This is a genomic window from Pseudomonas sp. 910_21 (genome assembly GCF_052850735.1).
The window spans coordinates 253074-279936 of record NZ_VXCY01000004.1 but is presented as its reverse complement, the minus strand read 5'-3'; the positions used below and the strand labels follow the sequence as shown (position 1 = coordinate 279936).

Annotated in this window: 16 protein-coding genes and 1 pseudogene; 8 read left to right on the top strand and 9 right to left on the bottom strand. The window is 62.5% G+C overall.

Annotated elements, in window-relative coordinates:
- The first annotated feature begins 307 nt into the window (after window positions 1-307).
- The 4 genes and pseudogenes from FW796_RS14960 to FW796_RS14945 all read left to right on the top strand — a co-directional run bounded on the left by FW796_RS14960 (window position 308) and on the right by FW796_RS14945 (window position 2893).
- The gene (locus tag FW796_RS14960) at window positions 308-538 is read left to right on the top strand and encodes a hypothetical protein (protein ID WP_102862842.1); all 231 of its coding nucleotides are present in this window, start codon (window positions 308-310) and stop codon (window positions 536-538) included.
- Window positions 535-837, top strand: a complete 303-nt coding sequence (locus FW796_RS14955; RefSeq protein WP_346634501.1) for a cell division protein ZapA — start codon at window positions 535-537, stop codon at window positions 835-837. Before FW796_RS14960 ends, FW796_RS14955 begins: the two co-directional genes overlap by 4 nt.
- 118 nt (window positions 838-955) lie before the next feature.
- Window positions 956-2026: pseudogene (locus FW796_RS14950) on the top strand (cache domain-containing protein); the annotation flags it as partial.
- Between the two features lie 21 nt (window positions 2027-2047).
- The gene (locus FW796_RS14945) at window positions 2048-2893 is read left to right on the top strand and encodes a methyl-accepting chemotaxis protein (RefSeq protein WP_446439598.1); all 846 of its coding nucleotides are present in this window, start codon (window positions 2048-2050) and stop codon (window positions 2891-2893) included.
- A gap of 93 nt (window positions 2894-2986) precedes the next feature.
- On the opposite strand, the gene FW796_RS14940 is transcribed toward FW796_RS14945, so the two are convergent.
- The 3 genes from FW796_RS14940 to FW796_RS14930 all read right to left on the bottom strand — a co-directional run bounded on the left by FW796_RS14940 (window position 2987) and on the right by FW796_RS14930 (window position 9404).
- A complete protein-coding gene (locus FW796_RS14940; protein ID WP_446439516.1) occupies window positions 2987-4789 on the bottom strand; it encodes an acyl-CoA dehydrogenase in 1803 nt (600 codons plus the stop codon).
- 265 nt (window positions 4790-5054) lie between these two features.
- Window positions 5055-9008 carry a trifunctional transcriptional regulator/proline dehydrogenase/L-glutamate gamma-semialdehyde dehydrogenase gene (gene putA, locus FW796_RS14935; RefSeq protein ID WP_346634504.1) on the bottom strand — a complete coding sequence of 1318 codons (3954 nt, stop codon included), beginning with the start codon at window positions 9006-9008 and terminating at the stop codon, window positions 5055-5057.
- A 51-nt stretch (window positions 9009-9059) separates the two neighbouring features.
- Complete coding sequence (locus FW796_RS14930; protein WP_346634505.1) at window positions 9060-9404, bottom strand: hypothetical protein; 345 nt, start codon at window positions 9402-9404, stop codon at window positions 9060-9062.
- Window positions 9405-9471: 67 nt separating this feature from the next.
- Here FW796_RS14930 and putP point away from each other — a divergent pair, with 67 nt between their 5' ends.
- Complete coding sequence (gene putP / locus FW796_RS14925) at window positions 9472-10956, top strand: sodium/proline symporter PutP (protein ID WP_346634506.1); 1485 nt, start codon at window positions 9472-9474, stop codon at window positions 10954-10956.
- Between the two features lie 73 nt (window positions 10957-11029).
- Here the strand turns inward: putP and FW796_RS14920 are convergent, their stop codons facing one another.
- Together FW796_RS14920 and FW796_RS14915 are read right to left on the bottom strand one after the other, a co-directional pair.
- Window positions 11030-11524 (bottom strand): DUF2165 family protein, encoded by a 495-nt coding sequence (locus FW796_RS14920; protein WP_346634507.1) that lies wholly within the window; start codon window positions 11522-11524, stop codon window positions 11030-11032.
- A 110-nt stretch (window positions 11525-11634) separates the two neighbouring features.
- A complete protein-coding gene (locus FW796_RS14915) occupies window positions 11635-12906 on the bottom strand; it encodes an O-acetylhomoserine aminocarboxypropyltransferase/cysteine synthase family protein (protein ID WP_346634508.1) in 1272 nt (423 codons plus the stop codon).
- Window positions 12907-13166: 260 nt separating this feature from the next.
- Between FW796_RS14915 and FW796_RS14910 the strand changes: the two genes are divergently transcribed.
- Window positions 13167-14003, top strand: coding sequence for a 23S rRNA (adenine(2030)-N(6))-methyltransferase RlmJ (locus tag FW796_RS14910; RefSeq protein WP_346634509.1), 837 nt, complete (start codon window positions 13167-13169; stop codon window positions 14001-14003).
- A gap of 61 nt (window positions 14004-14064) precedes the next feature.
- Here FW796_RS14910 and msrA read toward each other — a convergent pair whose 3' ends face one another.
- The 4 genes from msrA to aceE form a co-directional block, all read right to left on the bottom strand.
- Window positions 14065-14712, bottom strand: coding sequence for a peptide-methionine (S)-S-oxide reductase MsrA (msrA, locus tag FW796_RS14905; protein WP_446439515.1), 648 nt, complete (start codon window positions 14710-14712; stop codon window positions 14065-14067).
- A gap of 74 nt (window positions 14713-14786) precedes the next feature.
- Window positions 14787-17480, bottom strand: coding sequence for a sensor domain-containing phosphodiesterase (locus FW796_RS14900; protein WP_346634511.1), 2694 nt, complete (start codon window positions 17478-17480; stop codon window positions 14787-14789).
- 309 nt (window positions 17481-17789) lie between these two features.
- On the bottom strand, window positions 17790-19715 hold the full coding sequence (gene aceF / locus FW796_RS14895; RefSeq protein ID WP_446439514.1) for a dihydrolipoyllysine-residue acetyltransferase: 1926 nt from the start codon (window positions 19713-19715) through the stop codon (window positions 17790-17792).
- 11 nt (window positions 19716-19726) lie between these two features.
- Entirely contained in the window at window positions 19727-22372 is a 2646-nt protein-coding gene (gene aceE / locus FW796_RS14890) for a pyruvate dehydrogenase (acetyl-transferring), homodimeric type (protein WP_123473066.1), read from the bottom strand.
- A gap of 383 nt (window positions 22373-22755) precedes the next feature.
- On the opposite strand from aceE, the gene glnE reads away from it, so the two are divergent.
- Both glnE and waaF read left to right on the top strand, forming a co-directional pair.
- On the top strand, window positions 22756-25695 hold the full coding sequence (gene glnE, locus FW796_RS14885; RefSeq protein WP_446439513.1) for a bifunctional [glutamate--ammonia ligase]-adenylyl-L-tyrosine phosphorylase/[glutamate--ammonia-ligase] adenylyltransferase: 2940 nt from the start codon (window positions 22756-22758) through the stop codon (window positions 25693-25695).
- A gap of 133 nt (window positions 25696-25828) precedes the next feature.
- Window positions 25829-26863: a lipopolysaccharide heptosyltransferase II gene (gene waaF, locus FW796_RS14880; RefSeq protein WP_346634514.1), complete on the top strand. Its 1035-nt coding sequence runs from the start codon at window positions 25829-25831 to the stop codon at window positions 26861-26863.

Here is a 26863-nt window from a genome sequence, read left to right as displayed (position 1 = left end):
CTACCTCGGGTGGGCGCCGTACGCGCCGTGTCAGTCAGGGAAGTACCTGTGCTATCGCGTTGAAAAAACGCTTCTTGAATCGTCAGGAGTGCTTTCAGAAAAGTCTGATCCCTTGTTGGGAAAATTCATAAAAGTCCGAGGCGTCCGACGGAGCGTCAGGAACCCGAGGCCGGAATGACAGTCTCTAACAGCTCTCGCGGAAGGGTCATCGCCAGTAAAATCAAGGCTTTGCGCCTGGATATCCCTGGTATCCAGGGTGACTTTTCTTTATCGTACGCGCCCTTTGCAAACAGCCCGGAAGATCAAAATGTTGGAAGCATCCCTCAGCCAATTGGAACAATTGGTCAGTGACCTGGTGGTACAGAACCAGGAGCTGCTCGGCACGAACGAAACCCTCAAGGAACAACTGGCCCAGGCCAAGGATGAAAACGAAAGCCTGCAACTGAGCCTCATGGAGCAGGAAGAAAAGCAGGGCGCCACCGCGGCCCGCATCCAGGCTCTGGTTGAGCGTGTCAGTGCGAGCCCTGCCAACCCATGAGACATCACATCGATGGGGTGAAGGTGGTCTCGATCCTCGGTGAGGATTACTCGATCAAGGCGCCGGCCGGTGAGGAACAGACCCTCATGGACGCCGCGCTGATGCTCAAGGCGGCCCTGGCCGACACCAAGAAAAAATACCCGACGCTGATTGGCGAGCGCCTGTTGGTGCTGGCAGCGATGAACCTGTGCTCGCAGCAGATCGAAATGAAAAAGCAGCACGCCCAGGAGCTTGAGCGTTATCAGGAGCAGGTGAGCGCCACCGTCGAGGTGATAGCCAAGACCATTCAACAGAATTGATGGAAGTGCACACAGCCAGCGGGCAATAGGTTGGACAAGCAGGAGCAATGTTTGTATACAACTTCCCGCGGCTGGCGCGGTATCTCAGCCTCTTATAACCATAAGAAAGAGGTGTTCCATGCAATTCTGGCGACGCAGTATTCAATGGCAACTGATCCTCAGCATGGGTTCGGCCCTGCTGGTCAGTCTGTTGGTGGTCGTAGCGATCTACACGGTGCTGATCAATCACCTGACCCAGAACTACCTGGTGGAAAGGGCGCTGCCTTCGAGCATCGAAGCCATGCGCAACGATATCGAACGCATCCTCACCCAGCCGCTGACGGTCGCCCGGGACATTGCCAGCAACGGCATGCTGCGGGACTGGCTGGCGGCCGGTGAAGACCCGTCTCAGGCTCAGGTATTCATCGATTACCTGGAAGGCATCCGCGCTGAAAACCACGCTTTCACCACCTTGATGGTGGGCACCGCGACCAACCACTACTACAACGAGAAGGGCCTGGATCGCACCCTTAGCCGCTCCAATCCCAAGGATTCCTGGTTCTACAACTTCATCGACAGCGACAAGCCTCGGCTGCTCAACATCGACACCGATGTGGCCTCCGGCGAGCTGGCGATGTTCATCGATCTGCGGGTCAAGAAGGACGGCAAGCTGGTGGGGGTTGCCGGGCTGGGGTTGAGCATGAAAGAGCTGTCCGAGCTGATTCACAATTTCAGCTTCGGCGAGCGCGGCAAGGTCTTTCTGGTACGGGCCGACGGCTTGATCCAGGTGCATCCAGAGGCGCAGTTCAGTGGCAAGCGGCATTTGTCCGAACAGATCGGCGAGTCCGCGGCCGAGGCGGTCATGGGCCAGGAAGGCTTGACCCGCCGCCATTTCGAGCGTGATGGCGAGGACTTCGTGGCCTTGAGCCTGCCGCTGCGGGGCATGGGCTGGTCCCTGGTGGCTGAGGTGCCGGAGACGCAGATTTACGCCGACGCCCGGCAAGCCTTGTGGATGACCACCGGTATTGGTCTGGCCATCGCCCTGGTCTGCCTGATGCTGGTGGTGTGGCTGGCCCGTGGCCTGGTGCGCCCGGTGCGACAGGTGACCGAAGGGCTGGTGGCTATTGGCAGTGGCGGTGGCGACCTGACCCTGCGCCTGGATGCCAGCCGTGCCGATGAGTTGGGGGATCTGGCCCGGGGCTTCAACCGTTTTCTCGACAGCCAGCGCGGCATGATCGGCGAGGTGCTGGCGACCACCGAGCGTCTGCGGGCCTCGGTCGGACAAGTGGCGGCGGTGGTGGAGAACACCGCCGAGCGCTCCGGCCGGCAGCAGGAAATGACCGACATGGTGGCCACTGCGGTGCATGAAATGGGGCTGACAGTGCAGGACATTGCGCGTAATGCAGGGCAGGCGGCGGACGCTTCCCAGGCGGCCCGGGATGAAGCCCTGCAGGCCCGGGAAGTGGTGGGCGGTTCGATTCGGCATATCGAGAGCATGTCCGGGGAAATCGCTCTGGCTGCAGGCGCCGTGGGCGAACTGGCCGAGCAGGTGGCCTCCATCGATCAGGTGCTGGCGGTGATTCGCGGGGTTTCCGAGCAGACCAATCTGCTGGCCCTCAACGCCGCCATCGAGGCGGCCCGGGCCGGGGAGATGGGCCGGGGCTTTGCGGTGGTGGCCGATGAAGTCCGGACCCTGGCCCAGCGCACCCAGACTTCTACCGATGAGATTCAGCAGATGATCCAGGGGCTCAAGCAGGGGGCGGAGAACGCCGTATCCTCGATGCAGGCGGGGCAATCGGCCACCGGCACTGGGGTTCAGTCCAGCCAGCAGACCGGGGCTTCGTTGACGGCGATCACCGGGCAGGTGGAGCACATCAGCGACATGAACCAGCAGGTGGCCACTGCCACGGAAGAACAGTCGGCGGTGACTGAAGAGATCAACCGCAATGTCCAGGGCATTTCCGATCTGGCCCGGGCCACGGCGGCTGAAGTACACGCCTGTCGTGAGGACTGTCGGACCCTGCAGCGTCTGGCCGAAGACCTGGCGCGCCAGGTGGGCGGCTTCAAACTGCACTGAGCAGCCTGTAGGAGCTGGCTTGCCAGCGAACCGCACGCCACGCAGTGTCAGGCCGGACGCTTTGCCGGCAAGCCGGCTCCTGCGGCGCTCGCCTCAGAACCAGGCGTCCTGCATCTCCAGGCAGGTCGGGTCCCGGGTTTCCAGCAGCGTCAGCTCGTGCTGGCACCCCGGCACTTCCCAGGTCAGGAAGTAGCGCGCGGCCTGCAGCTTGCCCCGATAGAACGCCACATCTCCGGCATTGCCCCGAGCCAGTCCTTCCTCGGCCTTGATGGCCTGCTCCAGCCAGCGCCAGCCGATCACCGTGTGGCCGAATGCCTTCAGATACAGCGCCGAGTTGGCCAGGGTTGCGCTGACCTTGCCGCTGGCCAGATCCCCCAGCAGCCCCAGGGTCACGCTCTGAAGACGCGTCACCAGTTGCTCCAGGGGCTGACGCAGGGCGTCCAGGGATTCGTGTGCCTGGGCCTGCTTGCTGGTGTCGGCGATCAGGCGGATCAGGCGCTTGAGACCGGCGCCGCCGTTCTGCGCCAGCTTGCGCCCCAGCAGGTCCAGGGACTGGATGCCGTGGGTGCCTTCATGGATCGGATTCAGACGGTTGTCGCGGTAGTACTGCTCCACCGGGTACTCCCGGGTATAGCCATGACCACCGAGGATCTGGATCGCCAGCTCGTTGGCCTTGAGGCAGAACTCCGAAGGCCAGGACTTGACGATAGGGGTCAGCAGGTCCAGCAGTTCATGGGCCTGTTGGCGCTCGGCCTCGCTGGCCAGGGTGGTGGTGTCATCGAACAGCTTCGCCGCATACAACCCCAGGTCGAAGGCGCCTTCGACGTAGGCCTTTTGGGTCAGCAGCATGCGTCGCACATCGGCGTGCTGGATGATCGCTACCGGTGCGGTGGTCGGGTCCTTACTGTCCGGCAGGCGACCTTGCGGGCGCTCGCGAGCGTATTCCAGGGAATACAGATAACCGGCATAACCCAGCATCACCGCGCCCATGCCGACGCCGATCCGCGCTTCGTTCATCATCTGGAACATGTAGCTCAGGCCCTGGTGCGGCTTGCCCACCAGATAGCCCACGCAGTGGCCGTTATCGCCGAAATTCAGCGCCGTGGACGTGGTGCCGCGCCAGCCCATCTTGTGGAACAGTCCGGCCAGCAACACATCGTTGCGCGGCCCCAGGCTGCCGTCGTCGTTGACCAGGAACTTGGGCACGATAAACAGGGAAATTCCCTTCACCCCGGGCGGCGCATCCGGCAGCTTGGCCAGGACCATGTGCACGATGTTTTCCGACAGCGGATGGTCGCCGCCGGAGATGAAGATCTTGTTGCCCTTGAGGCGGTAGCTGCCGTCGGCAGCGGGTTCGGCGCGGGTGCGGATATCTGACAGCGACGAGCCGGCATGGGGTTCGGTCAGCGCCATGGTGCCGAAGAAACGGCCGTCGATCATGGGCTGCAGGAAGCGCTGCTTCTGCTCTGCGGTGCCGAAGCTCTCGATCAGGTTGGCGGCGCCCATGGTCAGGAACGGATAGGAGGTCGTGGCCGCGTTGGCGGCCTGGAAGTGGGCGAAACAGGCCTGGGACAGCAGGGTCGGCAACTGCATGCCGCCGGCCTCGAAACTGCGGGTCGCATTGAGAAAGCCGGCTTCGAGGAAGGCATCCACTGCCGGTTTCACTTCAGGAATCAGCACCGCTTGGCCGTCTTCGTAGCGCGGCTCGTTTTCATCGCCCTTGCGATTGTGGGGAGCGAAGAACTTCTCGGCGATGTTGCGGGCGGTGCCCAGGGCGGCATCGAAGGTTTCGCGGTTGTGCTCGGCAAACCGCTCGCGCTGGGTCAGGCCCTCGGCGTCGAGTACCTCATACAGCTCAAAGGCCAGATTGCGGGAACTGAGCAAGGTCTCGGACATGGCGGCTTACCTGATGATTAGGGAATGGGCCGAGTCTATGCGGGTGAATAAAGGCTGGATAGCAAGATTGATCACGGTGATGCAAAGCCCAAAAAACCGCTGTAGACGCCGGCTCGTGTAGGAGCGGGCTTGCCCGCGAAGACGTCATGGGAGGGCGATGGAGGGCTTAAGGGACTTTTCGCCGGCAAGCCGGCTCCTACAGAGGACGGGCAAAAAAAATGGGCGCCGGTGAGGGCGCCCATCGATGCAGCCGAACCTTCAGCGATCAGCCGATGGTCATCAGGCTGGCGTTGCCGCCGGCCGCTGCGGTGTTGACGCTCAGGGCGCGCTCGATCACCAGGCGCTCCAGGGCAATCGCGGTCTCGCCCTGGGACAGGCCCTGGACGCCAACGATGGCTCCGGCACGCTGGGCCACTTGCTGGCAAACGCCGCGCAGTTGGTCAGAGTCGCCATGATGCAGGACCGCGTCGAATACCACTTCGTCCTTGGTCCAATCCGCCACCCGCTGGATGCGCGCTTGCACGTCCTTGGGCAGGCGGGCGAACAGCGCTTTGCTGAGGTCGCTTTCCGGCCACACCGCCGAACCGCCGACGGCCAGTACTGCCGCCAGTTGCGTCAGCAGGTCGCCCTCGACCTCTGCCAGGCACAGGACGTGCTCGCGGGGCAGGATGGCATAGCTGTTGCGCTCGCCGGTCGGGCCGTTCAGTTGACGGGTGATACCGCTTTGCGACTGGCCGGCGAACTGTTTGCACAGGGTTGCCAGCTCCACCAGCTTGCTGCTCTCGGCCCAGGCTTGCAGGGCATTGAGCGGCTTGCTCAGGGCTTCGCGCAGACGCAGGTCCGGAGCGTTGGCAGCATCGGCGCGAACGAAGGATTGCTCGATGGCATCCACCGGACGGGTCGACAGCAGGCGGTACAGGTACAGCGGGCCGCCAGCTTTCGGGCCAGTGCCCGACAGGCCTTCGCCGCCGAACGGTTGTACGCCGACCACGGCGCCGACGATGTTGCGGTTGACGTAGACGTTACCGGCGTTGACGTTGTCCACCACCTTGGCAATGGTTTCGTCGATCCGGGTGTGCACGCCCAGGGTCAGGCCGTAGCCGGAAGCGTTGATCTGGGCGATCAACTGGTCGATGTCCTTGCGCTTGTAGCGCACCACGTGCAACACCGGACCGAAGATCTCGCGCTGCAGCTCATCGAAGCTTTCCAGTTCGATCAGGGTTGGCATGACAAAGGTGCCGCGCTTGCATTCTTCACTGTCGGCAATGGCCATCTGGTACACGCTGCGACCTTTGTCGCGCATGGCCTGGATGTGCTTCTCGATGCCGGCCTTGGCTTCGGCGTCGATCACCGGGCCGATGTCCACCGACAGGCGCTCCGGGTTGCCCAAGCGGTTTTCGGCCATGGCGCCCTTGAGCATTTCGATCACGCGGTCGGCGGAATCTTCCTGCAGGCACAGCACGCGCAGGGCCGAGCAACGCTGGCCGGCACTGTCGAAGGCCGAGGACACCACATCGATGACCACTTGTTCGGTCAGGGCCGAGGAGTCGACGATCATGGCGTTCTGGCCACCGGTTTCGGCGATCAGCGGGATCGGACGGCCCTGGTTGTCCAGGCGCCCGGCGATGTTGCGTTGCAGCAGGCGCGCGACTTCGGTGGAGCCGGTGAACATCACGCCTTTGACGCGTTCGTCACCTACCAGGCGGGCACCGACGCTTTCGCCCTGGCCCGGCAGCAGTTGCAGCACGCCTTCGGGAATCCCGGCTTCCAGCAGCAGGCGCACGGCCTGGGCGGCTACCAGCGGGGTCTGTTCGGCCGGCTTGGCCAGGACCGGGTTGCCGGCAGCCAGGGCTGCGGCGACCTGGCCACTGAAGATCGCCAGCGGGAAGTTCCACGGGCTGATGCACACCACAGGACCCAGCGGACGGTGGGCGTCGTTGCTGAAGTCATTGCGTGCCTGCACCGCGTAGTACCGCAGGAAGTCCACGGCTTCGCGCACTTCGGCGATGGCGTTGGCGAAGGTCTTGCCGGCTTCACGGGCCAGCAGGCCCATCAGCGGTTGGATCTCGCCTTCCATCAGGTCGGCGGCACGCTCGAGGATTGCGGCGCGTTCGGCCGGCGGCGTGGCCTGCCAGATCGGCGCGGCGTTCAGGGCGCACTGGATGGCGTTGTCGACGTCTTCCACCGTGGCTTCCTGGACATGACCCACCACGTCGCGATGATCCGACGGGTTGAGTACCGGCGCCGGGGTTTCGCTGCTGGAGGCGCAACCGAGCATCGGTGCGGCTTTCCAGTTGTTGTGGGCGGTGGCCAGCAGGGCGCAGGACAGCGACGCCAGACGGTGTTCGTTGGCCATGTCGATGCCGGCGGAGTTGGCACGCTCGGCGCCATACAGGTCACGCGGCAGCGGAATGCGCGGGTGCGGCAGGCCGAAGCCGCCTTCCAGGGTGGCCATCTGCTCGATCTGGTTCACCGGATCGGCCACCAGCTCTTGAATCGAGATCGACTGGTCGGCAATGCGGTTGACGAAGGAAGTGTTGGCGCCGTTTTCCAGCAACCGGCGGACCAGATAGGCCAGCAGGGTTTCGTGGGTACCGACCGGCGCGTACACGCGGCACGGACGGTTCAGCTTGCCTTCGGAAACCTTGCCTACAACCTGTTCGTAAAGCGGTTCACCCATGCCGTGCAGGCACTGGAACTCGTACTGGCCGGGGTAATAGTTCTGACCGGCGATGTGGTAGATCGCGGACAGGGTGTGGGCGTTGTGGGTGGCAAATTGCGGGTAGATGACTTCCGGCACCGACAGCAGTTTGCGTGCGCAGGCGATGTATGAAACGTCGGTGTACACCTTGCGGGTGTAGACCGGATAGCCTTCCAGGCCTTCGACCTGGGCGCGCTTGATCTCGCTGTCCCAGTAGGCGCCCTTGACCAGGCGGATCATCAGGCGGTGACGGCTGCGGCGGGCCAGATCGATCACGTAGTCGATCACGTACGGGCAGCGCTTCTGGTAGGCCTGGATCACGAAGCCGATACCGTTCCAGCCGGTCAGCTGTGGCTCGAAGCACAGGCGCTCCAGCAGGTCCAGGGACAGCTCCAGGCGGTCCGCTTCCTCGGCGTCGATGTTCAGGCCGATGTCGTATTGCTTGGCCAGCAAGGTCAGGGACAGCAGGCGCGGGTACAGTTCTTCCATCACGCGCTCGTACTGGGCGCGGCTGTAACGCGGGTGCAGAGCCGAGAGCTTGATCGAGATGCCCGGGCCTTCATAGATGCCGCGGCCGTGGGAGGCCTTGCCGATGGAGTGGATGGCCTGCTCGTAGGACGCCAGGTATTTCTGTGCGTCGTGCTCGGTCAGTGCGGCTTCGCCGAGCATGTCGTAGGAGTAGCGGAAGCCCTTGGCTTCGAACTTGCTGGCGTTGGCCAAGGCTTCGGCGATGGTTTCGCCGGTGACGAACTGCTCGCCCATCAAGCGCATGGCCATGTCCACGCCCTTGCGGATCATCGGCTCGCCGCTCTTGCCGATGATGCGGCTCAGGGAAGAGGTCAGGCCGGCCTCGTTGTGGGTCGACACCAGCTTGCCGGTGAGCAACAGGCCCCAAGTGGCGGCGTTGACGAACAGCGACGGGCTGTTGCCCAGGTGCGGCTGCCAGTTGCCAGTGCTGATCTTGTCGCGGATCAGCGCGTCACGGGTGCCCTTGTCCGGGATGCGCAGCAGGGCCTCGGCCAGGCACATCAGCGCCACGCCTTCCTGGGACGACAGGGAGAATTCCTGCAGCAGGCCCTGGACGATACCGGCACGGCCGCCGGCGCTCTTCTGGTTACGCAGCTTTTCGGCGATCGAGGCGGCCAGCTTGTTGGCGGCTTCGGCGGTGGCGGCCGGCAGGCGCGCCTGCTCCAGCAGCATCGGTACCACTTCCGGTTCCGGGCGGCGGTAGGCGGCGGTGATCGAGGCGCGCAGCACCGATTGCGGGAGGATGCTCTCGGCGAATTCGAGGAAGCATTGGTGAGCGTGATCGGTCTGCACGTCGCCGGCATCGTCGCCGTCCTTGGTGGTGACACTGCTCAGCTCGGTCAGGGTTGCACCGCCCTCGAGTTTTTCCAGGTAATTGAAAATCGCCTGCTTGATCAGCCAGTGCGGCGTACGATCGATCGAGGCCGCAGCGGCCTTGAGGCGCTCGCGGGTTGGGTCGTCGAGTTTGACCCCGAGGGTGGTGGTAGCCATATTTTTATCCTCATGTTTGCCACGCACGTGTGGCATCAGCTGGCGGCAAGATTATCCGTGCGCTGAAATAGGTGCAACCGGGTGCAACCCATTTTTAAGCGGAAAAAGCGGCAGCTTGTCAGGAATAAATTTCCTACATGAGATGCCATGCATCCTTATGGTGCCTTTGATTCTGAAAGACGCTTTTCTTGCTCCAAAAAGGAGCAAAAACGTCGCCAAAGGTCGATTATTCGACAAGGTGCAACTGATTCGATGCAAATTGGTTGCACCTTGTTCATTTTGTTGCATAGGATTCGCGCCCAAGGTGCAACCGTTCTTGCGGACCGGTTCATCGTCTGATGGCTTTCCTGGGGAAACATCAGTCATAAATGCGCGACCCGCCTGATCGTCTTCCAAACGTCATCGTTTGGCGGCAGGTGGCAGTGGTCGCCGCACCATAAAAACAAAGCCAGGGCGTAACTCAATGAGTGCAAGCAATCCAACCTTGATCACGTTCGTGATCTACATCGCAGCAATGGTGCTGATCGGTTTCATGGCCTATCGCTCCACCAACAACCTTTCCGACTACATTCTTGGCGGCCGCAGCCTGGGCAGCGTGGTCACCGCGCTTTCCGCCGGTGCTTCCGACATGAGTGGCTGGCTGCTGATGGGCCTTCCGGGCGCCATCTATATGTCCGGTCTTTCGGAAAGCTGGATCGCCATCGGCCTGATCGTCGGTGCCTACCTGAACTGGCTGTTCGTGGCCGGTCGCCTGCGGGTACAGACTGAACACAACGGTGATGCACTGACCCTGCCGGACTACTTCTCCAGCCGTTTCGAAGATAAAAGCGGCCTGCTGCGTATCATCTCCGCGGTGGTGATTCTGGTGTTCTTCACCATCTACTGTGCCTCCGGCATCGTGGCCGGTGCCCGTCTGTTCGAAAGCACCTTCGGCATGCCTTACGAGACGGCGCTGTGGGCTGGCGCGGCGGCGACCATTGCTTACACCTTTGTCGGCGGCTTCCTGGCGGTGAGCTGGACCGATACCGTACAAGCCACCCTGATGATCTTCGCCCTGCTGCTGACCCCGATCATCGTGCTGCTGGCCACCGGTGGCGTCGACACCACCTTCCTGGCCATCGAGGCCCAGGACCCGACCAACTTCGACATGCTCAAGAACACCACCTTCATCGGCGTGATCTCGCTGATGGGCTGGGGCCTGGGCTACTTCGGTCAACCCCACATCCTGGCGCGCTTCATGGCAGCGGATTCGGTGAAGTCGATTGCCAACGCCCGTCGCATCTCCATGACCTGGATGATCCTGTGCCTGGGCGGCACCGTGGCTGTGGGCTTCTTCGGTATCGCCTACTTCTCGGCGCATCCTGAGGTGGCCGGTCCCGTGACCGAGAACCCTGAGCGGGTGTTCATCGAACTGGCCAAGCTGCTGTTCAACCCATGGATCGCCGGTGTGCTGCTGTCGGCCATTCTGGCGGCGGTAATGAGTACCCTGAGCTGCCAGTTGCTGGTGTGCTCCAGTGCCCTGACCGAAGACTTCTACAAAGCCTTCCTGCGCAAGCACGCCTCCCAGCTGGAGCTGGTCTGGGTCGGTCGCGCCATGGTGCTGGTGGTGGCGCTGATCGCCATCGCCATGGCCGCCAACCCGGAAAACCGCGTGCTGGGCCTGGTGAGCTATGCCTGGGCCGGTTTCGGCGCCGCCTTCGGTCCTGTGGTGCTGATCTCGGTGCTGTGGAAGGGCATGACCCGCGACGGCGCGCTGGCCGGGATCATCGTCGGTGCCGTCACCGTGATCCTGTGGAAACACTTCGCTCTGCTGGGTCTGTACGAAATCATCCCGGGCTTCATCTTCGCCAGCCTGGCAATTCTGCTGGTGAGCAAGCTGGGCGCGCCGAGCGCTGGCATGGTCCAGCGTTTTGAAGCGGCCGAGAAGGATTTCAAACTCAACCACTGAGTGCGCAAATCCTGCCCTGATTGTTCGGGGCAATGAAAACGGCCCGCTGCGTTACCGCAGCGGGCCGTTTTTTTTAGTGCAGTTCAGCGTCGGGCTGGTTGAGGAAGATCAACACACCAAGGATCGCCATGTAGAACTTGAAGGCCGCGTCCTGGCCGTTCCAGGTCTGGGATTGCCACATCATGAACCACTCGCCACCCACCACCATGAAGCCGAAGAACCAGACGCAGAAGCCCAGGCAGAAGCCGGCAATCGCCCAGCGTTTGCGCCGGTTGAAGTAGCTGGCGACACCGTGCCGAGCCAGCCACAGGTGCAAGGCGCCAACGACCAGCAGCACGCCGGTCAGGGCCTCGCCGGTAATGATCAGCCAGTAGCCGACATTCCACAGCAGGGGCAGGGTCAGCGCGCGGTCGGTGGCGGTGTTGCCGGGGAACACGCTGTCCATGCTCAGTACATGCTGGACAAAGGCGAAGTTGGAGCCGTAGTCGCTGATGTTGTTGTAAGCCACCAGCAAGGCGAAAGCCGCCACCGCCAGGGTCATGGTGATTTTTACGTAACGCACAATCATGTTGGGTTCCTTTGAGGGTGAGTAATGATCCTGGGGGCTGGTTGGGGGTGGATGCGTCGGTGCCAACGCGGTGGGTGAAGGCCCTGGCGTCTGCTGCCAGGGCCGATGGATCAAGCTTGTTTCAGCGCCTGGTCGAGGTCCTCGAGCAAGTCCTCGATGGCCTCGATGCCGACTGAAAGGCGGATCATCTCTGGCTTGACGCCGGCCTTGGCCTGCTCTTCTTCGTTCATTTGCCGGTGGGTGGTGGAGGCCGGATGGCAGGCCAGGGACTTGGCGTCGCCGATGTTCACCAGGCGCTTGAAGATCTGCAGCGCGTCATAGAAGCGCACGCCCGCGGCGTAGCCGCCCTTGAGGCCGAAGGAGAGGATCGCCGATGGCTTGCCCTGCATGTACTTGCGCGCCAGTTCATGGTGCGGATGATCGGCGAGGCCGGCGTAGCTGACCCAGGCCACCAGCGGGTGGTCCTTGAGGAACTGCGCCACCTTGATGGCGTTGTCAGTGTGGCGTTCCATGCGCAGGGCCAGGGTCTCCAGGCCTTGCAGCAGCAGGAAGGCGTTCATCGGCGCCAGTGCCGCACCGGTGTTGCGCAAGGGCACGGTGCGGGCCCGGGCGATAAAGGCCGCCGGGCCGAACTTCTCGGTATAGACCACGCCGTGGTAGGCCGGCTCCGGGGTATTGAGGCTGGCGAACTTCTGCGGATGATCGGCCCAGGGGAAGTTGCCGCTGTCGACGATCACCCCGCCCAGGGAGTTGCCGTGGCCGCCGACGTACTTGGTCACCGAGTGCACCACGATGTCGGCGCCGAACTGGATCGGCTTGCACAGGATCGGCGTGGCCACGGTGTTGTCCACCATCAGCGGTACGTTACGAGCGTGGGCGGCCTGGGCCAGGCCCTCGATATCGACGATGTTGCCCGCCGGGTTGCCAATGCTCTCGCAGTACACCAGCTTGGTCTTGTCGTCGATCAGCTCGGCAATGGCTTCGGCCGAATCATCCCGGGCAAAGCGTACTTCGACCCCGAAGCTCGGCAGCAGGTGGGCGAACAGGGTGTAGGTGCCGCCGTACAACTGTGGCGTGGAGACGATATTGTCCCCGGCCTGGGTCAGGGTCTGGATTGCGTAGTGGATGGCAGCACTGCCGGCGGCCACCGCCAGCCCGGCAATCCCGCCTTCCAGGGCGGCCATGCGCTGTTCCAGCACATCGTTGGTGGGGTTCATGATGCGGGTGTAGATATTGCCGGGCACATCCAGGTTGAACAGGTCGGCACCGTGCTGGGCGTTGTCGAATTCGAAGGCGACGTTCTGGTAGATGGGCACGGCCACGGCCTTGGTGGTCGGGTCCGACTTGAATCCATGGTGCAGCGCAATCGTTGCGTCTTTCATAAATCCTCGACTCAGAAATAATCCATTAATGAGCACAGCCAGGCAGGTCGTGTGCCCGCGCAGCAGTCGGTGGTCCCGTGTGTCTGAGTCGCCAGCAACCGCTTGGTGTACCCCTCGCTTGGCCGCGAGCGGGCGCGTCAGTGTCCAATAGGCGTGACAGATGGGCAAGATGGCAGCGGGTTTGCGCCTGCAAATGCGATGGCGTGTCCTGACGCGGTCCCTGGCACAAGGTAAACTTGCGCTCCTGCGCAGGAGCAACCATGAACTATCGTCACGCCTTCCACGCCGGCAATCACGCCGACGTCTTCAAACACCTGACCCTGACCCGCCTCATCGCTCTGATGTCGCGCAAGGAGCAGCCGTTCGCCTACCTCGACAGCCACGCCGGCATCGGTCTGTACGACCTCAAGGGCGACCAGGCAAACCGTACCGGCGAGTACCTGGAAGGCATTGCGCGGTTGTGGGGCGACGCAGATCTGCCGGCGTTGACCGCCGACTACATGCAGGTGCTGCACAAGATGAACCCCGATGGTGAGTTGCGTTACTACCCGGGGTCGCCGGAGCTGGCGCGGCGCCTGACCCGTTCCCAGGACCGGGTGCTGCTCAACGAAAAGCACCCGGAAGATGGGCTGCTGCTCAAGGACAACATGAAGGGTGATCGTCGCGTGGCGGTGCACCTGGGGGAAGGCTGGCATGTGGCCCGGGCGTTGCTGCCGGTGGCAGAGAAACGTGCGGTGATGCTGATCGATCCGCCTTTCGAGCAGCTCGACGAGATGCAGCGCTGCGCTGCGTCGTTGAAGGAAGCCATTGGCCGCATGCGTCAGACCGTGGCGGCTATCTGGTATCCGGTGAAGGATCAGCGGGCCCTGCGGCGCTTCTATCAGGATCTGGCCGGTACCGGTGCGCCGAAGTTGCTTCGGGTGGAGCTGCTGGTGCATCCGCTGGATACGCCCAACAGCCTCAATGGCTCGGGTCTGGCGATTGCCAATCCGCCCTGGGGGCTGGAGGAGGAGCTGCGCGAGCTGCTGCCGTGGCTGTCGAAGAAGCTCGGCCAGACCCAGGGCGGCTGGCAGATGGACTGGTTGATCGCCGAGTAAGCGTTCGCTGGCAAGCCAGCTCCTACAGGAGGTTGTAGGGGCCGGCTTACCGGCAAAAAAATCAGATCGGGCAGGTCACGCCAGTGCCGCCGATCCCGCAATAGCCTTCGGGATTCTTCGCCAGGTACTGCTGGTGGTACGCCTCGGCGAAATAGACGGTCGGGGCTTCTGCGATTTCAGTGGTGATGTCGCCCAGGCCGGCCTTGGTCAGTTCCGCCTGGAACACGTCCCTGCTGTGCAGCGCCTGTTCCAGTTGGGTCGGGTTGGTGGTGTAGATCACCGAGCGGTACTGGGTGCCAATGTCATTGCCCTGGCGCATGCCCTGGGTCGGGTTGTGCAGTTCCCAGAACATCGCCAGCAGCTCCTTGTAGCTGACTTTCTCAGGCTCATACACCACCAGCACCACTTCGGTATGACCGGTCAGGCCCGAGCAGACTTCTTCGTAGGTCGGGTTCGGGGTAAAACCGCCGGCATAACCCACGCAGGTGCTGAACACGCCTTCGCGCTGCCAGAAACGCCGCTCGGCGCCCCAGAAACAACCCAGGCCGAAGATGGCGAAATCCACATTGCCCGGAAACGGGCCCAGCAGCGGGTTGCCGTTGACGTAGTGTTCTTCGGGCACGGTCATGGGAGTTTCGCGGCCGGGCAGAGCTTGTTCTTTGGTTGGAAGCACGTTTTTGTTCACCAGTATTTCCGAGCGCAAGACCATGTGTCGGTCCTCCATTCAGGTTGGGGAGTCGGTAAGAAGATAGACACGCAGTTTGCCCGAGTGTTACAGCGCTGTCAGGCAATTGGGCCGCGAGGATAGCGCTTGAGCTTGGCAATCAGTTCGGTGCCGGGAATCGGCCGGTCGAACAGGTAGCCCTGGCCGACGTCGCAGCGATGACGGCGCAGGAATGCCAGTTGCTCGGCGGTTTCGATGCCTTCGGCGACCACCTTGATCTTCAGGTTGTGGGCCATGGCGATCACTGCCGAGGTGATTTCCATGTCGTCCTGGTTATCGGGGATCTCGTGGATGAAGCTGCGATCGATCTTGATGATATCGATGGGGAATTTCTTCAGGTAACTCAGGGACGAATAGCCGGTGCCGAAGTCGTCCATGGCCAGTGTCAGGCCAAGCTTTTTCAGCTGTTCAAGCTGTTGGTGGGTGTCGTCGGTGGCTTCCAGCAGCAAGCCTTCGGTCAATTCCAGCTCGAGCAGCGAGGAGGGCAGTTGCTCTTCCTTGAGGATACTGGCGATGGACGCGACCAGGTCCGGGTCGGAAAACTGCTTGGGCGACAGGTTGATGGCCACGTGCAGGTTGCCCATGCCGGCGGCGGTCAGTTGCTTGCTCATGCGGCAGGCCTGGCGGGCGATCCACTTGCCGATGGGGATGATCAGGCCGGTTTCTTCCGCCACGCTGATGAACTGGTCCGGGCGGATCATGCCCTTTTCCGGGTGGTTCCAGCGCAGCAGCGCTTCCATGCCCAGCAGGCGACCGCTGCGCAGGCACAGCTTGGGCTGATAGAACACATCCAGTTCGTTCTGGGTCAGGGCCCGGCGCAGGTTGTTCTCGACGAACAGCTTGTAGCTGGCCTCGGCGTTGAGGGCTTCGGTGAAGACCTGCACCTGATGCTTGCCGTTGGCCTTGGCCTTGTGCAGCGCCAGGCCGGCGTTGCGCATCAGGGTCTGGGGGTCGCGGCCATGCAGTGGCGCGCTGGCCAGGCCCACGGAGCCGGTGACGCTGATCAGCTGGTTGTCGACGAACATCGGCTTGTCCAGGGTCATCAGCAGTTGGCTGGCGATCTGTTGCCCGGTTTCCAGGTCGGTGTTGTCCAGCAGTACGGCGAATTCGTTACTGGCAAAGCGCGCCAGGCTGCCGCTGGGGCTCAGGCTGTTGCGCAGGCGTCGGGCCAGGCTGATCAGCAGCTTGTCGCCGGTCTGGTGGCCGAGGCTGTCGTTGATCCGCTTGAAGTTGTCGATGTCCACCAGCAGCAGGCTGATCGGGGTATCGCTGTCTCGGGCGAAGCGTTCGTCGAGGTTGCGGATGAACGCGGGGCGGTTGCCCAGGTTGGTCAGGTTGTCGGTGTAGGCCAGGCGCTCGATGCGTTGCTGGGCAAGCTTGGTCTGGGTGATGTCTTCGTAGATGCCGATGTAGTGGGTCAGCTCGCGATTGTCGCCGTAGACCTTGGAGATCGACAGCTGGCCCCAGTAAGGCTCGAGGTTCTTGCGCCGGCTCTTGAACTCGCCTTGCCAGCTGTTGCTCTTGGCCAGGCTGGAAGGGGCATCGAACAACAGCTCGCTGAGGTTTTCCAGGGCCGGCAGTTCGGACAGACGGTGGCCGTGAACCTCTTCGGTGCTGTATTGGGTGATCGCGGTAAAGCTTGGGTTGACGTACTCCACCACGCCGTCGCAGTTGACCAGCAGGAAGGCGTTGGCACTCTGTTCCACGGCGCGCTGGAACAGGTGCAGGGCGCTGGTGGCGGCGCGCCGGTTGTGATTGTTGATGACCTGGGCGAACTGGTCCGCCAGTTCGCCGGCGAAGGCGATCTCGTCGGACTGCCAGGCCCGGGTCATGCCGGTCTGTTCCAGGCACAGCACGCCGACTACCTGGCCGTCGATGCGGATACTGGCGTCGAGCATGGCATTCACATCCCGTGGGCGCAGGCTCTCGGCCATCTCCCGGGTGCGCGGGTCGCGCATGGCGTTCTGGGCGTCGATGGCGCGGCAGCTGTGCAGGGCTTCCAGGTAATCGGGAAAACTGCTGGCGTCGATGGACTCCGGCATGCGGTATTCCTGGGGGCCGCGGTGGTAGGCGGCGATCGGCACGAGTTGCTGGTCTTCCAGGTTCCAGATGCTGGCGCAGTCGATCTGGTAGATGTCGCAGGCACTGCGGGTGATCAGCTCGGCGGCCTCCTTCAGGGAGTTGCCGGTGCTGTAGCGCTGGCGCGTCAGGAGCAGGATCAGGTCCTGCTGCGCACGTACCCGTTCCAGATGCTGCAACTGCTCCTGCTGGGCCCGCTGGTTGAGTTCCAGGGCGATCTGCAGGCGGGTGTTCTGGGTTTCCAGGTCCACGGTCGGCATTGGCGAGGCGTCGCTGAACAGGCCTTCCACCACCAGCAGGTAGCCGCGCAGCAAGTGCCGGTTGTGCTGTTTGTAGGCTTCCCCCAGCTCCAGGATGCTCAAGGGCCCCTGGCCGGTGTGCAAGGTGTAGCGGATCAGGTAATGGGGGCTAGTGCTCAGTTGCTGCTGGATGGCGTCGTGCAGCTGATAACGCGCCTCAGGCTCCATCAGGCTGGCATAGGGGGAGCCGACCAGGGCGCAGAGTTCGACGGCGGGCAGGCCGAACTGGCGTTCGCAATTGGGATCGAGAAACAGCAGCGCCCAGCTAGCTTCATTCAGCCGTTCGAAACGCAACATGCCGAGCCGCGAAGGCACAGGCAACTGCGTCACTACCTCGGCCGCCATACGGCTGGCGGCATCGGGTTGGCTTTTCATGGGGAAACTCGCTTCGAAATTGCTGATCGCGCCGGGCTCACGCCCTCTTTACTGTTGCCTGCGGCAAGGTTGCATCATGCGGCATCGACTGACAAGTAAGATGAAGGCTAAGTGCTATAAACCTGTATCGGCAGGTTGAAGGATTTCTGCAAAGTTACTTTTTCGGCCTTTCGCAGTCCCAGGTGACGGGCTATTGGCGACGTTTTTTTGGCAAAAAAAGCCCCGCCAAATTGACGGGGTTGAGGTACGAGCGTGGCGCTCGGAAAGCGTGCGCTACCGGCCCGCCCATGAGGCAGGCCGGTACGCCGGTTACAGCAGAATGGTGCGGATGTCGGCCAGCAGGTCGCTCAGACGCTTGGTGAAGCGAGCGGCAGCCGCGCCGTTGATCACACGGTGATCGTAGGACAGGGACAGTGGCAGCATCAGCTTCGGCTGGAAGGCCTTGCCGTCCCAGACTGGCTGGATGGTGGCCTTGGAAACACCGAGGATCGCCACTTCCGGCGCGTTGACGATCGGCGTGAAGCCGGTGCCGCCAATGTGCCCGAGGCTGGAGATGGTGAAGCAGGCGCCTTGCATCTCGTCCGCGGAGAGCTTCTTGGTCCGGGCCTTTTCCGCCAGGGAAGCTGCCTCGGCCGCCAGTTGCAGCAGGCTCTTCTGGTCGACATTCTTGATCACGGGTACCAGCAGGCCATCCGGGGTGTCCACGGCGAAGCCGATGTTCACGTACTTCTTGCGGATGATCGCTTTGCCGCTTGGTGCCAGGGAGCTGTTGAAGTCCGGCAGTTCCTTGAGCAGGTGCGCGCAGGACTTGAGCAGCAGCGGCAGGATGGTCAGCTTGACGCCGGCCTTCTCGGCCACGGCTTTCTGTGCAACACGGAACGCTTCCAGCTCGGTGATATCGGCCGAGTCGAACTGCGTCACGTGCGGCACGTTCAGCCAGCTGCGGTGCAGGTTGGCGGCGCCGGCCTGCATCAGGCGGGTCATTGGCACTTCTTCGATTTCACCGAAGCGGCTGAAGTCCACGACCGGAATCGGCGGGATGCCCGCGCCACCGGTTGCGCCGGCAGCCGGTGCTTCCTTGGCCTTCTGCATCATCGCCTTGACGTAGACCTGCACGTCTTCCTTGAGGATGCGACCGTGCGGACCGCTGGCGCTCACGGCGTTCAGCTCGACGCCGAATTCGCGGGCCAGTTGGCGCACAGCCGGGCCGGCGTGAACTTTCGCGCCTGGTTTGGCCGGTGCGGCAACTGGAGCAGCAGCGGCAGGCGCGGCGGCGGCAGGAGCAACTTCAGCTTTCGCCGGGGCAGGTGCAGCGGCAGGCGCCGGAGCGGCTGCCGGGGCTGCGCCCTTGACCTTGAGCTTGAGGATCAGGTCGCCGGTACCGACTTCGTCGTCCAGCTTGATCGACACGCTTTCCACGATGCCGGCGGCTGGCGATGGGATTTCCATGCTGGCCTTGTCGGATTCGAGGGTAATCAGCGACTGGTCGGCAACCACGCTGTCGCCAGCCTTGACCAGCACTTCGATGATCTTCGCCTTGCCGGCCGAGCCGATGTCCGGAACGTGAATGTCCTGGACGCTGTCGGCCACTGGCGCAGCTGGAGCAGCGGCTGGTGCAGGCGCGGCGGCAGCCGGAGCGGCAGCGGCAGGAGCCGAAGCACCGGCCACTTTCAGGGCCAGGATCAGGTCGCCAGTGCCCACTTCATCGTTGAGCTTGACGCTGATGCTCTCGACCACGCCGGCAGCCGGCGATGGGATTTCCATGCTGGCCTTGTCGGATTCGAGGGTGATCAGCGACTGATCGGCCTCGACGGTGTCGCCGACCTTGACCTGGATCTCGATGATCTGGGCCTTGCCCGACGAGCCGATATCCGGCACGTGCACCTGCTGTACCGAGGCAGCGGCAGGAGCGGCAGTTGGAGCGGCAGCAGCAGGTGCTGCGGCCGGCTGTTCAGCCTTTGGCGCAGCAGCAGCGGCAGGTGCAGGGGCCGCAGCAGCGGCGCCCTCGACTTCCAGCTCCAGCAGTTCGTCGCCCTCTTTCAGGCGGTCACCCAGCTTCACTTTCAGGCTTTTGACCACACCGGACTTCGGCGCAGGGATTTCCATGCTGGCCTTGTCCGACTCCAGGGTCAGGATGCTCTGGTCGGCTTCGATGCGATCGCCGACCTTGACCATCAATTCGATTACTTCACCTTCACCGCTGCCGATGTCAGGTACGCGAATGAGTTCGCTCACAGAAAGTCTCCTCAGCAGTCCAGTGGGTTGCGTTTTTCCGGGTTGATACCGAACTTGGTGATGGCTTCAGCCACGACCTTAGGTTCGATGTCACCACGGTCAGCCAAGGCTTCCAGGGCTGCCAACACCACGAAGTGACGGTCTACTTCGAAGAAGTGACGCAGTTTCTTGCGGCTGTCGCTGCGGCCGAAACCGTCGGTACCCAGGACTTTGAATTCCTTGGATGGGACCCACTGGCGGATCTGTTCGGCAAACAGCTTCATGTAGTCAGTGGAGGCGATGACCGGACCTTTACGGCCGTTCAGGCACTCTTCGACGTAGCTCAGCTTCGGCTTCTGGCCAGGGTGCAGACGGTTGCTGCGCTCTACGGCCAGGCCATCGCGACGCAGTTCGTTGAAGCTGGTCACGCTCCAGACGTCGGCAGCGACGTTGAACTCGTCACGCAGGATCTTCGCCGCTTCGCGAACTTCACGCAGGATGGTGCCGGAGCCCATCAGCTGCACGTGGTGCGCGGCTTCGCGGGTGTCTTCTTCCAGCAGGTACATGCCCTTGATGATGCCTTCCTCGACACCGGCCGGCATGGCTGGCTGCTGGTAGGACTCGTTCATCACGGTGATGTAGTAGAAGACGTCCTGTTGCTCTTCGGTCATCTTCTTCATGCCGTCCTGGATGATCACCGCCAGCTCGTAGCCGTAGGTTGGATCAAAGGTGCGGCAGTTCGGGATGGTCCCGGCCAGCATGTGGCTGTGACCGTCCTCGTGCTGCAGGCCTTCACCGTTGAGGGTGGTACGGCCGGCGGTACCGCCGATCAGGAAGCCGCGGGTGCGGCTGTCGCCGGCAGCCCAGGCCAGGTCGCCAATGCGCTGGAAGCCGAACATCGAGTAGAAGATGTAGAACGGCAGCATCGGCTGGTTGTGGCTGGAGTACGAAGTGCCGGCAGCGATGAAGGAGCTCATGGCACCCGCTTCGTTGATGCCTTCTTCGAGGATCTGGCCCTTCTTGTCTTCGCGGTAGAACATCACCTGGTCTTTATCGACTGGCTCGTAGAGCTGGCCGACGGAGGAGTAGATGCCCAACTGACGGAACATGCCTTCCATACCGAAGGTACGGGCTTCGTCCGGGATGATCGGCACGATGCGCTGGCCGATTTCCTTGTCCTTGACCAGCTGCGCGAGGATCCGCACGAAGGCCATGGTGGTGGAGATTTCGCGGTCGCCGGAACCGTCGAGGATGGCCTTGAGGGTATCCAGTGGCGGAGTCGGGATGCTGAAGCTCTTGGCGCGACGCTGAGGCACGAAACCGCCCAGTGCAGCACGACGCTCGCTCAGGTAACGGGCTTCGGCGCTGCCTTCTTCAGGTTTGAAGAACGGCAGGTTCTCGATGTCGTCGTCTTTCACCGGAATGTCGAAACGATCGCGGAACAGCTTCAGGCTGTCGACGTCGACTTTCTTGGTGTTGTGCGCGGTGTTCTTCGCTTCGCCGGCGCCGGTGCCATAACCCTTGATGGTCTTGGCCAGGATGACGGTTGGCTGCTCTTTGTGGTTGACCGCTTCGTGGTAGGCCGCATAGACCTTGTACGGATCGTGGCCGCCGCGGTTGAGTTTCCAGATCTCGTCGTCGGACAGATCGGCAACCATCGCTTTGAGTTCAGGGGTATTGAAGAAGTGCTCACGGACGAACGCGCCGTCCTTGGCCTTGTAGTTCTGGTACTCGCCGTCGATGACTTCGTCCATGCGACGTTGCAGGATACCGTCGACGTCCTTGGCCAGCAGTGGGTCCCAGAAACGGCCCCAGACCACCTTGTTGACGTTCCACTGGGCACCACGGAACACGCCTTCGAGTTCCTGGATGATCTTGCCGTTGCCGCGAACCGGGCCGTCGAGGCGCTGCAGGTTGCAGTTGATGACGAAGATCAGGTTGTCCAGCTTCTCGCGGCCGGCCAGGGAGATCGCGCCCAGGGATTCCGGCTCGTCGCACTCGCCGTCGCCCATGAAGCACCAGACTTTCTGCTTGCCGGCCGGGATGAAACCGCGGGCTTCCAGGTACTTCATGAAGCGTGCCTGGTAGATCGCCTGGATCGGGCCCAGGCCCATGGAAACAGTCGGGAACTGCCAGAAGTCAGGCATCAGCCACGGGTGCGGATAGGACGACAGACCGTTGCCATCCACTTCCTGGCGGAAGTTGTTCATCTGGTCTTCGGTGATGCGGCCTTCCATGAACGCACGGGCGTAGACGCCTGGCGATGCGTGACCCTGGAAGTAGATCAGGTCGCCGCCGTGTTCGTCGGTCGGGGCCTGGAAGAAGTAGTTGAAGCCGATGTCATACAAAGTGGCGCTGGAGGCGAAGCTGGAGATGTGACCGCCCAGGTCAGAATCTTTCAGGTTCGTACGCATGACCATGGCCAACGCGTTCCAACGTACCAGCGAGCGAATGCGGCGTTCCATGAACAGGTCGCCAGGCATGCGTGCTTCGTGGGTGACGGGAATCGTGTTGCGGTACGGCGTGGTGATGGCGTAGGGCAGTTGCGAGCCGCTGCGGGTCGCGAGTTCGCCCATACGGGTCATCAGATAGTGAGCACGGTCTTCGCCTTCTTTGTCGAGAACCGATTCCAGGGCGTCCAGCCATTCCTGGGTTTCGACGGGATCGAGGTCTTGCATGGCTTGCTCCAGGGCGGAAAGGCTTCCAGAATCGGTTGCCTGAGTTTGCGACTGGCCTTGTGGGCAGACGATTATAAATTCTTGGATTGCCGGAGGTTGATCCGGCGGCGTGTAGTTTTACTACAAATCGTCGGCCATTTCAGCCTTTCGAATGTATATACGAGTAGTAAAACTACAGAAGAGCGGCTTATGGCCTCCTGCTGCGTTGTGAGAATAATCGTTACTGTTGGTCGGTGACTAACGGGAATAGGTAATAAATTAATGCCGCCTGCTAAAAAAAACCTATTTTCAGCTATTTCTAACTTTTGTTCGACAGTCCATCAGGCTGCCTGCCCTCGATATCCCTCTCCGCCTGCCTTTTCCACGCCGATCAAGGATAGCCCATGAGTCTGCCCGCGCTTGCCCCAGTCCCCGCGATTCTCCTGCCATTGGTCAGCCGTGCAGAGCAGTCGTTCCGCGCTGCGGTGGCGGCCCTTGAAGGCGGCCCCGATGGCGCGGATTGGAGCGCCGAGCGCTGGGCCGAGTTTGCCCGGGTCAGCGCCGCCAGCGACTTTGTTATTGAACAGAGCCTGCGTGACCCTTTGATGTTGCTGGAGCTGGTGCGCTCCGGTGAGCTGGACCGGGCTTTTGCTGCGGGTGAGTTGTGCGCGCAGATAGCAGTGGCGGTGCAAACGGCCGAGACCGACGATCAACTGGGGCGCGTACTGCGTCGCCAGCGCACTCGCCAGCAGGTGCGGATTATCTGGCGCGACCTGACCCGGCGGGCGGATCTGGTGCAAACCTGCCGTGACCTTTCCGACCTGGCCGACGCTTGTATCGATCAGGCCTATCAATGGCTCTACCGGCGGCACAGCCAGCAGTTCGGCGTGCCCACTGGTGGCCGCAGCGGCGAGCCCCAGCAGATGGTCATTCTCGGGATGGGCAAGCTGGGAGCGGTGGAGCTCAACCTGTCGTCGGACATTGACCTGATCTTCGCCTATCCCGAAGGCGGCGAGACGGTGGGCGTCAAGCGCCCCCTGGACAATCAGGAATTCTTCATCCGTCTGGGCCAGCGTCTGATCAAGGCTCTGGACCCCATGACCGTCGACGGATTCGTGTTCCGGGTCGACATGCGCTTGCGGCCTTATGGGTCCGCCGGTGCCCTGGTGCTGAGTTTCAATGCCCTGGAACAGTACTACCAGGACCAGGGGCGCGACTGGGAGCGCTACGCCATGATCAAGGCCCGGGTGGTGGCGGGGGATCAGGTGGCCGGGGCGCAATTGCTGGATATGCTGCGGCCCTTCGTTTATCGCCGGTACCTGGACTTTTCCGCCATCGAAGCGCTGCGCACCATGAAGCAACTGATCCAGCAGGAAGTCCGGCGCAAGGGCATGGCCGATAATATCAAGCTGGGCTCGGGGGGCATTCGCGAGGTGGAGTTCATCGCCCAGGCCTTTCAGCTGATTCACGGCGGTCGCGACCTGAGCCTGCAGCAGCGTCCTTTATTAAAGGTACTGGGTACCCTGGAGGGGCAGGGCTATTTGCCGGCGGCGGTGATCAGTGAGTTGCGTGAAGGTTACGAATTCCTGCGCTACACCGAGCATGCGATCCAGGCCATCGCCGACCGGCAGACCCAGATGCTGCCGGACAATCCCCAGGATCAGGCGCGGATCGCTTTTATGCTCGGCTTCGCCGACTGGAGCGCCTTCCATGAGCAACTGATGTACTGGCGCGGGCGGGTGGAGTGGCACTTCCGCCAGGTGATTGCCGATCCCGATGAAGACGAAGGTGCTGAAAGCGAAGTGGTGGTGGGAGGTGAGTGGTTGCCGTTGTGGGAGGAAGCCCAGGACGAGGAGGCCGCCTGCCGACAGCTGCAGGAGGGCGGCTTTGTCGATGCGCCCAAGGCCCTGCGGGCTCTCGCCAGCTTGCGCGGCAGTCCGCAGTTGCGGGCCATGCAGCGCCTGGGGCGTGAGCGTCTGGACGCCTTTATTCCGCGGCTGCTGGCCCAGGCTGTCGAACATGCCAATCCGGACCTGGTCCTGGAGCGGGTCTTACCGCTGGTTGAGGCGGTGGCGCGGCGTTCGGCCTATCTGGTATTGCTCACCGAAAACCCGGGCGCCTTGCGCCGCTTGCTGACCCTGTGCGCGGCCAGTCCGTGGATTGCCGAGCAGATCACCCGTTTCCCTCTGCTGCTTGACGAGTTGCTCAACGAGGGGCGCCTGTTCAAGCCGCCCCTGGCGCCGGAACTGGCAGCCGAACTGCGCGAGCGCCTGACGCGAATTCCCGAGGACGACCTGGAGCAGCAGATGGAGGCCCTGCGCCACTTCAAGCTGGCTCACCGTTTGCGGGTGGCCGCCTCGGAAATCGCCGGTAGCCTGCCTTTAATGAAGGTCAGTGATTACCTGACCTGGCTCGCCGAGGCGATTCTGGAGCAGGTGCTGGCCCTGGCCTGGCGCCAGACCGTAGCCAAGTACGGCGCGCCACAGCGCAGCGACGGCACCTTGTGTGATCCGGGCTTCATCATCGTCGGTTACGGCAAGGTCGGTGGCATCGAGCTGGGCCACGGTTCCGACCTGGATCTGGTGTTCATCCATGATGGTGATCCCCAAGCGGAAACCGATGGGCCCAAACCCATAGATGGGGCGCAGTTCTTCACCCGGCTGGGGCAGCGCATCATCCATCTGCTGACCACTCAGACCAACTCCGGCCAGCTGTACGAAGTGGATATGCGCCTGCGGCCGTCCGGCGCTTCGGGTCTGCTGGTGAGCTCCTTGGGTGCTTTTGCCCGTTATCAGGAGAACGAGGCCTGGACCTGGGAGCATCAGGCGCTGGTACGGGCGCGGGTGCTGGTGGGCAGCCAGGATGTCGGCCAGGCCTTTGAAAAGGTCCGGGCCGTGGTGCTGGGCAAAAAACGCGACCTGCCCAAGCTGCGTCAGGAAGTCAGCGAGATGCGGGCCAAGATGCGCGACAACCTGGGCAGTCGCCTGACTGCCGCCGGAACCGCGGCCAACGCCTTCGAAGCCACGGCGCCGTTCGACCTCAAGCAGGACGCCGGAGGTATCGTCGATATCGAATTTATGGTGCAATACGCGGCCCTGGCGTGGTCCGAAGAGCACCCGTCATTGCTGCGTTACACCGATAACATCCGCATTCTGGAAGGTCTGGAGCAGGTCGGGCTGCTGCCGGCGAGCGATGCCAGCCTGCTGCGCGAGGTCTACAAGGCCTACCGTTCCGCGGCACACCGTCAGGCGTTGCAGAATGAGGCTGGAATCATTAACGGTGATCAATTCGTGACCGAACGACGGGAAGTGTTACGAATTTGGCGCGAGCTGGGGCTAAGCTAAACGGCATAATGCGGCCGCAATTGTATTCGGCGGGCTGCGAGGCTCGCCCCAACTGAACCGACGGTGAAGGCCGCGGTGCTGGATTCTCGAGGCGGGGAGGCGTATGCCTCCCCGGCTCGTTTATGGAAACCACATGAATATTCTGATCGTTGGGCCCAGTTGGGTCGGTGACATGGTGATGGCGCAGACACTCTTCGAGTGCCTGAAACAGCGTCATCCACAATGCGAGATCGACGTGCTGGCCCCCGAGTGGAGCCGGCCGATCCTGGAGCGCATGCCCCAGGTGCGTCGGGCCTTGAGCTTTCCTCTTGGTCACGGTGCCCTGGAACTGGCGACCCGTAGGCGTATCGGCAAGTCCCTGGCCGGTCAGTACGATCAGGCCATTCTGTTGCCCAACTCGCTGAAGTCAGCCCTGGTACCGTTCTTTGCCGGTATCCCCAAACGCACCGGTTGGCGTGGCGAGTTCCGCTACGGCCTGCTCAACGATGTGCGCAAGCTCGACAAAGAGCGCTACCCGTTGATGATCGAGCGTTTCATGGCCCTGGCCTATGAGCCGGGCGCCGAATTGCCTCAGCCCTATCCACGCCCGAGCCTGCAGATCGATCCGCAAAGCCGCGAGGCGGCCCTGGCCAAGTTTGGCCTGAGCCTGGATCGCCCGGTGCTGGCGTTGTGCCCCGGAGCGGAGTTCGGTGAGGCCAAGCGTTGGCCGTCCGAGCATTACGCCCAGGTGGCCGAGGCCAAGATCCGCGAGGGCTGGCAAGTTTGGCTGTTCGGTTCGAAGAACGATCACGCGGTGGGTGAAGAAATCCGCGGACGGCTGATTCCCGGATTGCGCGAGGAGTCGACCAATCTCAGCGGCGAAACCTCCCTGGCCGAGGCCATCGACCTGCTGTCCTGTGCCGATTCGGTGGTGTCCAACGACTCCGGGCTGATGCACGTGGCGGCCGCGTTGAATCGCCCGCTGGTGGCGGTGTATGGCTCCACCTCCCCGGGCTTCACTCCGCCCCTGGCGGATCAGGTCGAAGTGGTGCGCCTGGGGATCGAGTGCAGTCCGTGTTTCGATCGCACTTGTCGTTTCGGTCATTACAACTGCCTGCGCCAACTTCTGCCGCAGCCGGTGAACGAAGCCCTGCAGCGGTTGCAGGGCACTGTGGTCGAGGTCCAGTAA

Coding starts and splice junctions, on each gene's coding strand:
- FW796_RS14960 (WP_102862842.1), top strand. CDS start 308: ATGTTGGAAGCATCCCTCAGCCAATTGGAACAATTGGTCAGTGACCTG.
- FW796_RS14955 (WP_346634501.1), top strand. CDS start 535: ATGAGACATCACATCGATGGGGTGAAGGTGGTCTCGATCCTCGGTGAG.
- FW796_RS14945 (WP_446439598.1), top strand. CDS start 2,048: ATGATCGGCGAGGTGCTGGCGACCACCGAGCGTCTGCGGGCCTCGGTC.
- FW796_RS14940 (WP_446439516.1), bottom strand. CDS start 4,789: ATGTCCGAGACCTTGCTCAGTTCCCGCAATCTGGCCTTTGAGCTGTAT.
- putA (WP_346634504.1), bottom strand. CDS start 9,008: ATGGCTACCACCACCCTCGGGGTCAAACTCGACGACCCAACCCGCGAG.
- putP (WP_346634506.1), top strand. CDS start 9,472: ATGAGTGCAAGCAATCCAACCTTGATCACGTTCGTGATCTACATCGCA.
- FW796_RS14920 (WP_346634507.1), bottom strand. CDS start 11,524: ATGATTGTGCGTTACGTAAAAATCACCATGACCCTGGCGGTGGCGGCT.
- FW796_RS14915 (WP_346634508.1), bottom strand. CDS start 12,906: ATGAAAGACGCAACGATTGCGCTGCACCATGGATTCAAGTCGGACCCG.
- FW796_RS14910 (WP_346634509.1), top strand. CDS start 13,167: ATGAACTATCGTCACGCCTTCCACGCCGGCAATCACGCCGACGTCTTC.
- msrA (WP_446439515.1), bottom strand. CDS start 14,712: ATGGTCTTGCGCTCGGAAATACTGGTGAACAAAAACGTGCTTCCAACC.
- FW796_RS14900 (WP_346634511.1), bottom strand. CDS start 17,480: ATGAAAAGCCAACCCGATGCCGCCAGCCGTATGGCGGCCGAGGTAGTG.
- aceE (WP_123473066.1), bottom strand. CDS start 22,372: ATGCAAGACCTCGATCCCGTCGAAACCCAGGAATGGCTGGACGCCCTG.
- glnE (WP_446439513.1), top strand. CDS start 22,756: ATGAGTCTGCCCGCGCTTGCCCCAGTCCCCGCGATTCTCCTGCCATTG.
- waaF (WP_346634514.1), top strand. CDS start 25,829: ATGAATATTCTGATCGTTGGGCCCAGTTGGGTCGGTGACATGGTGATG.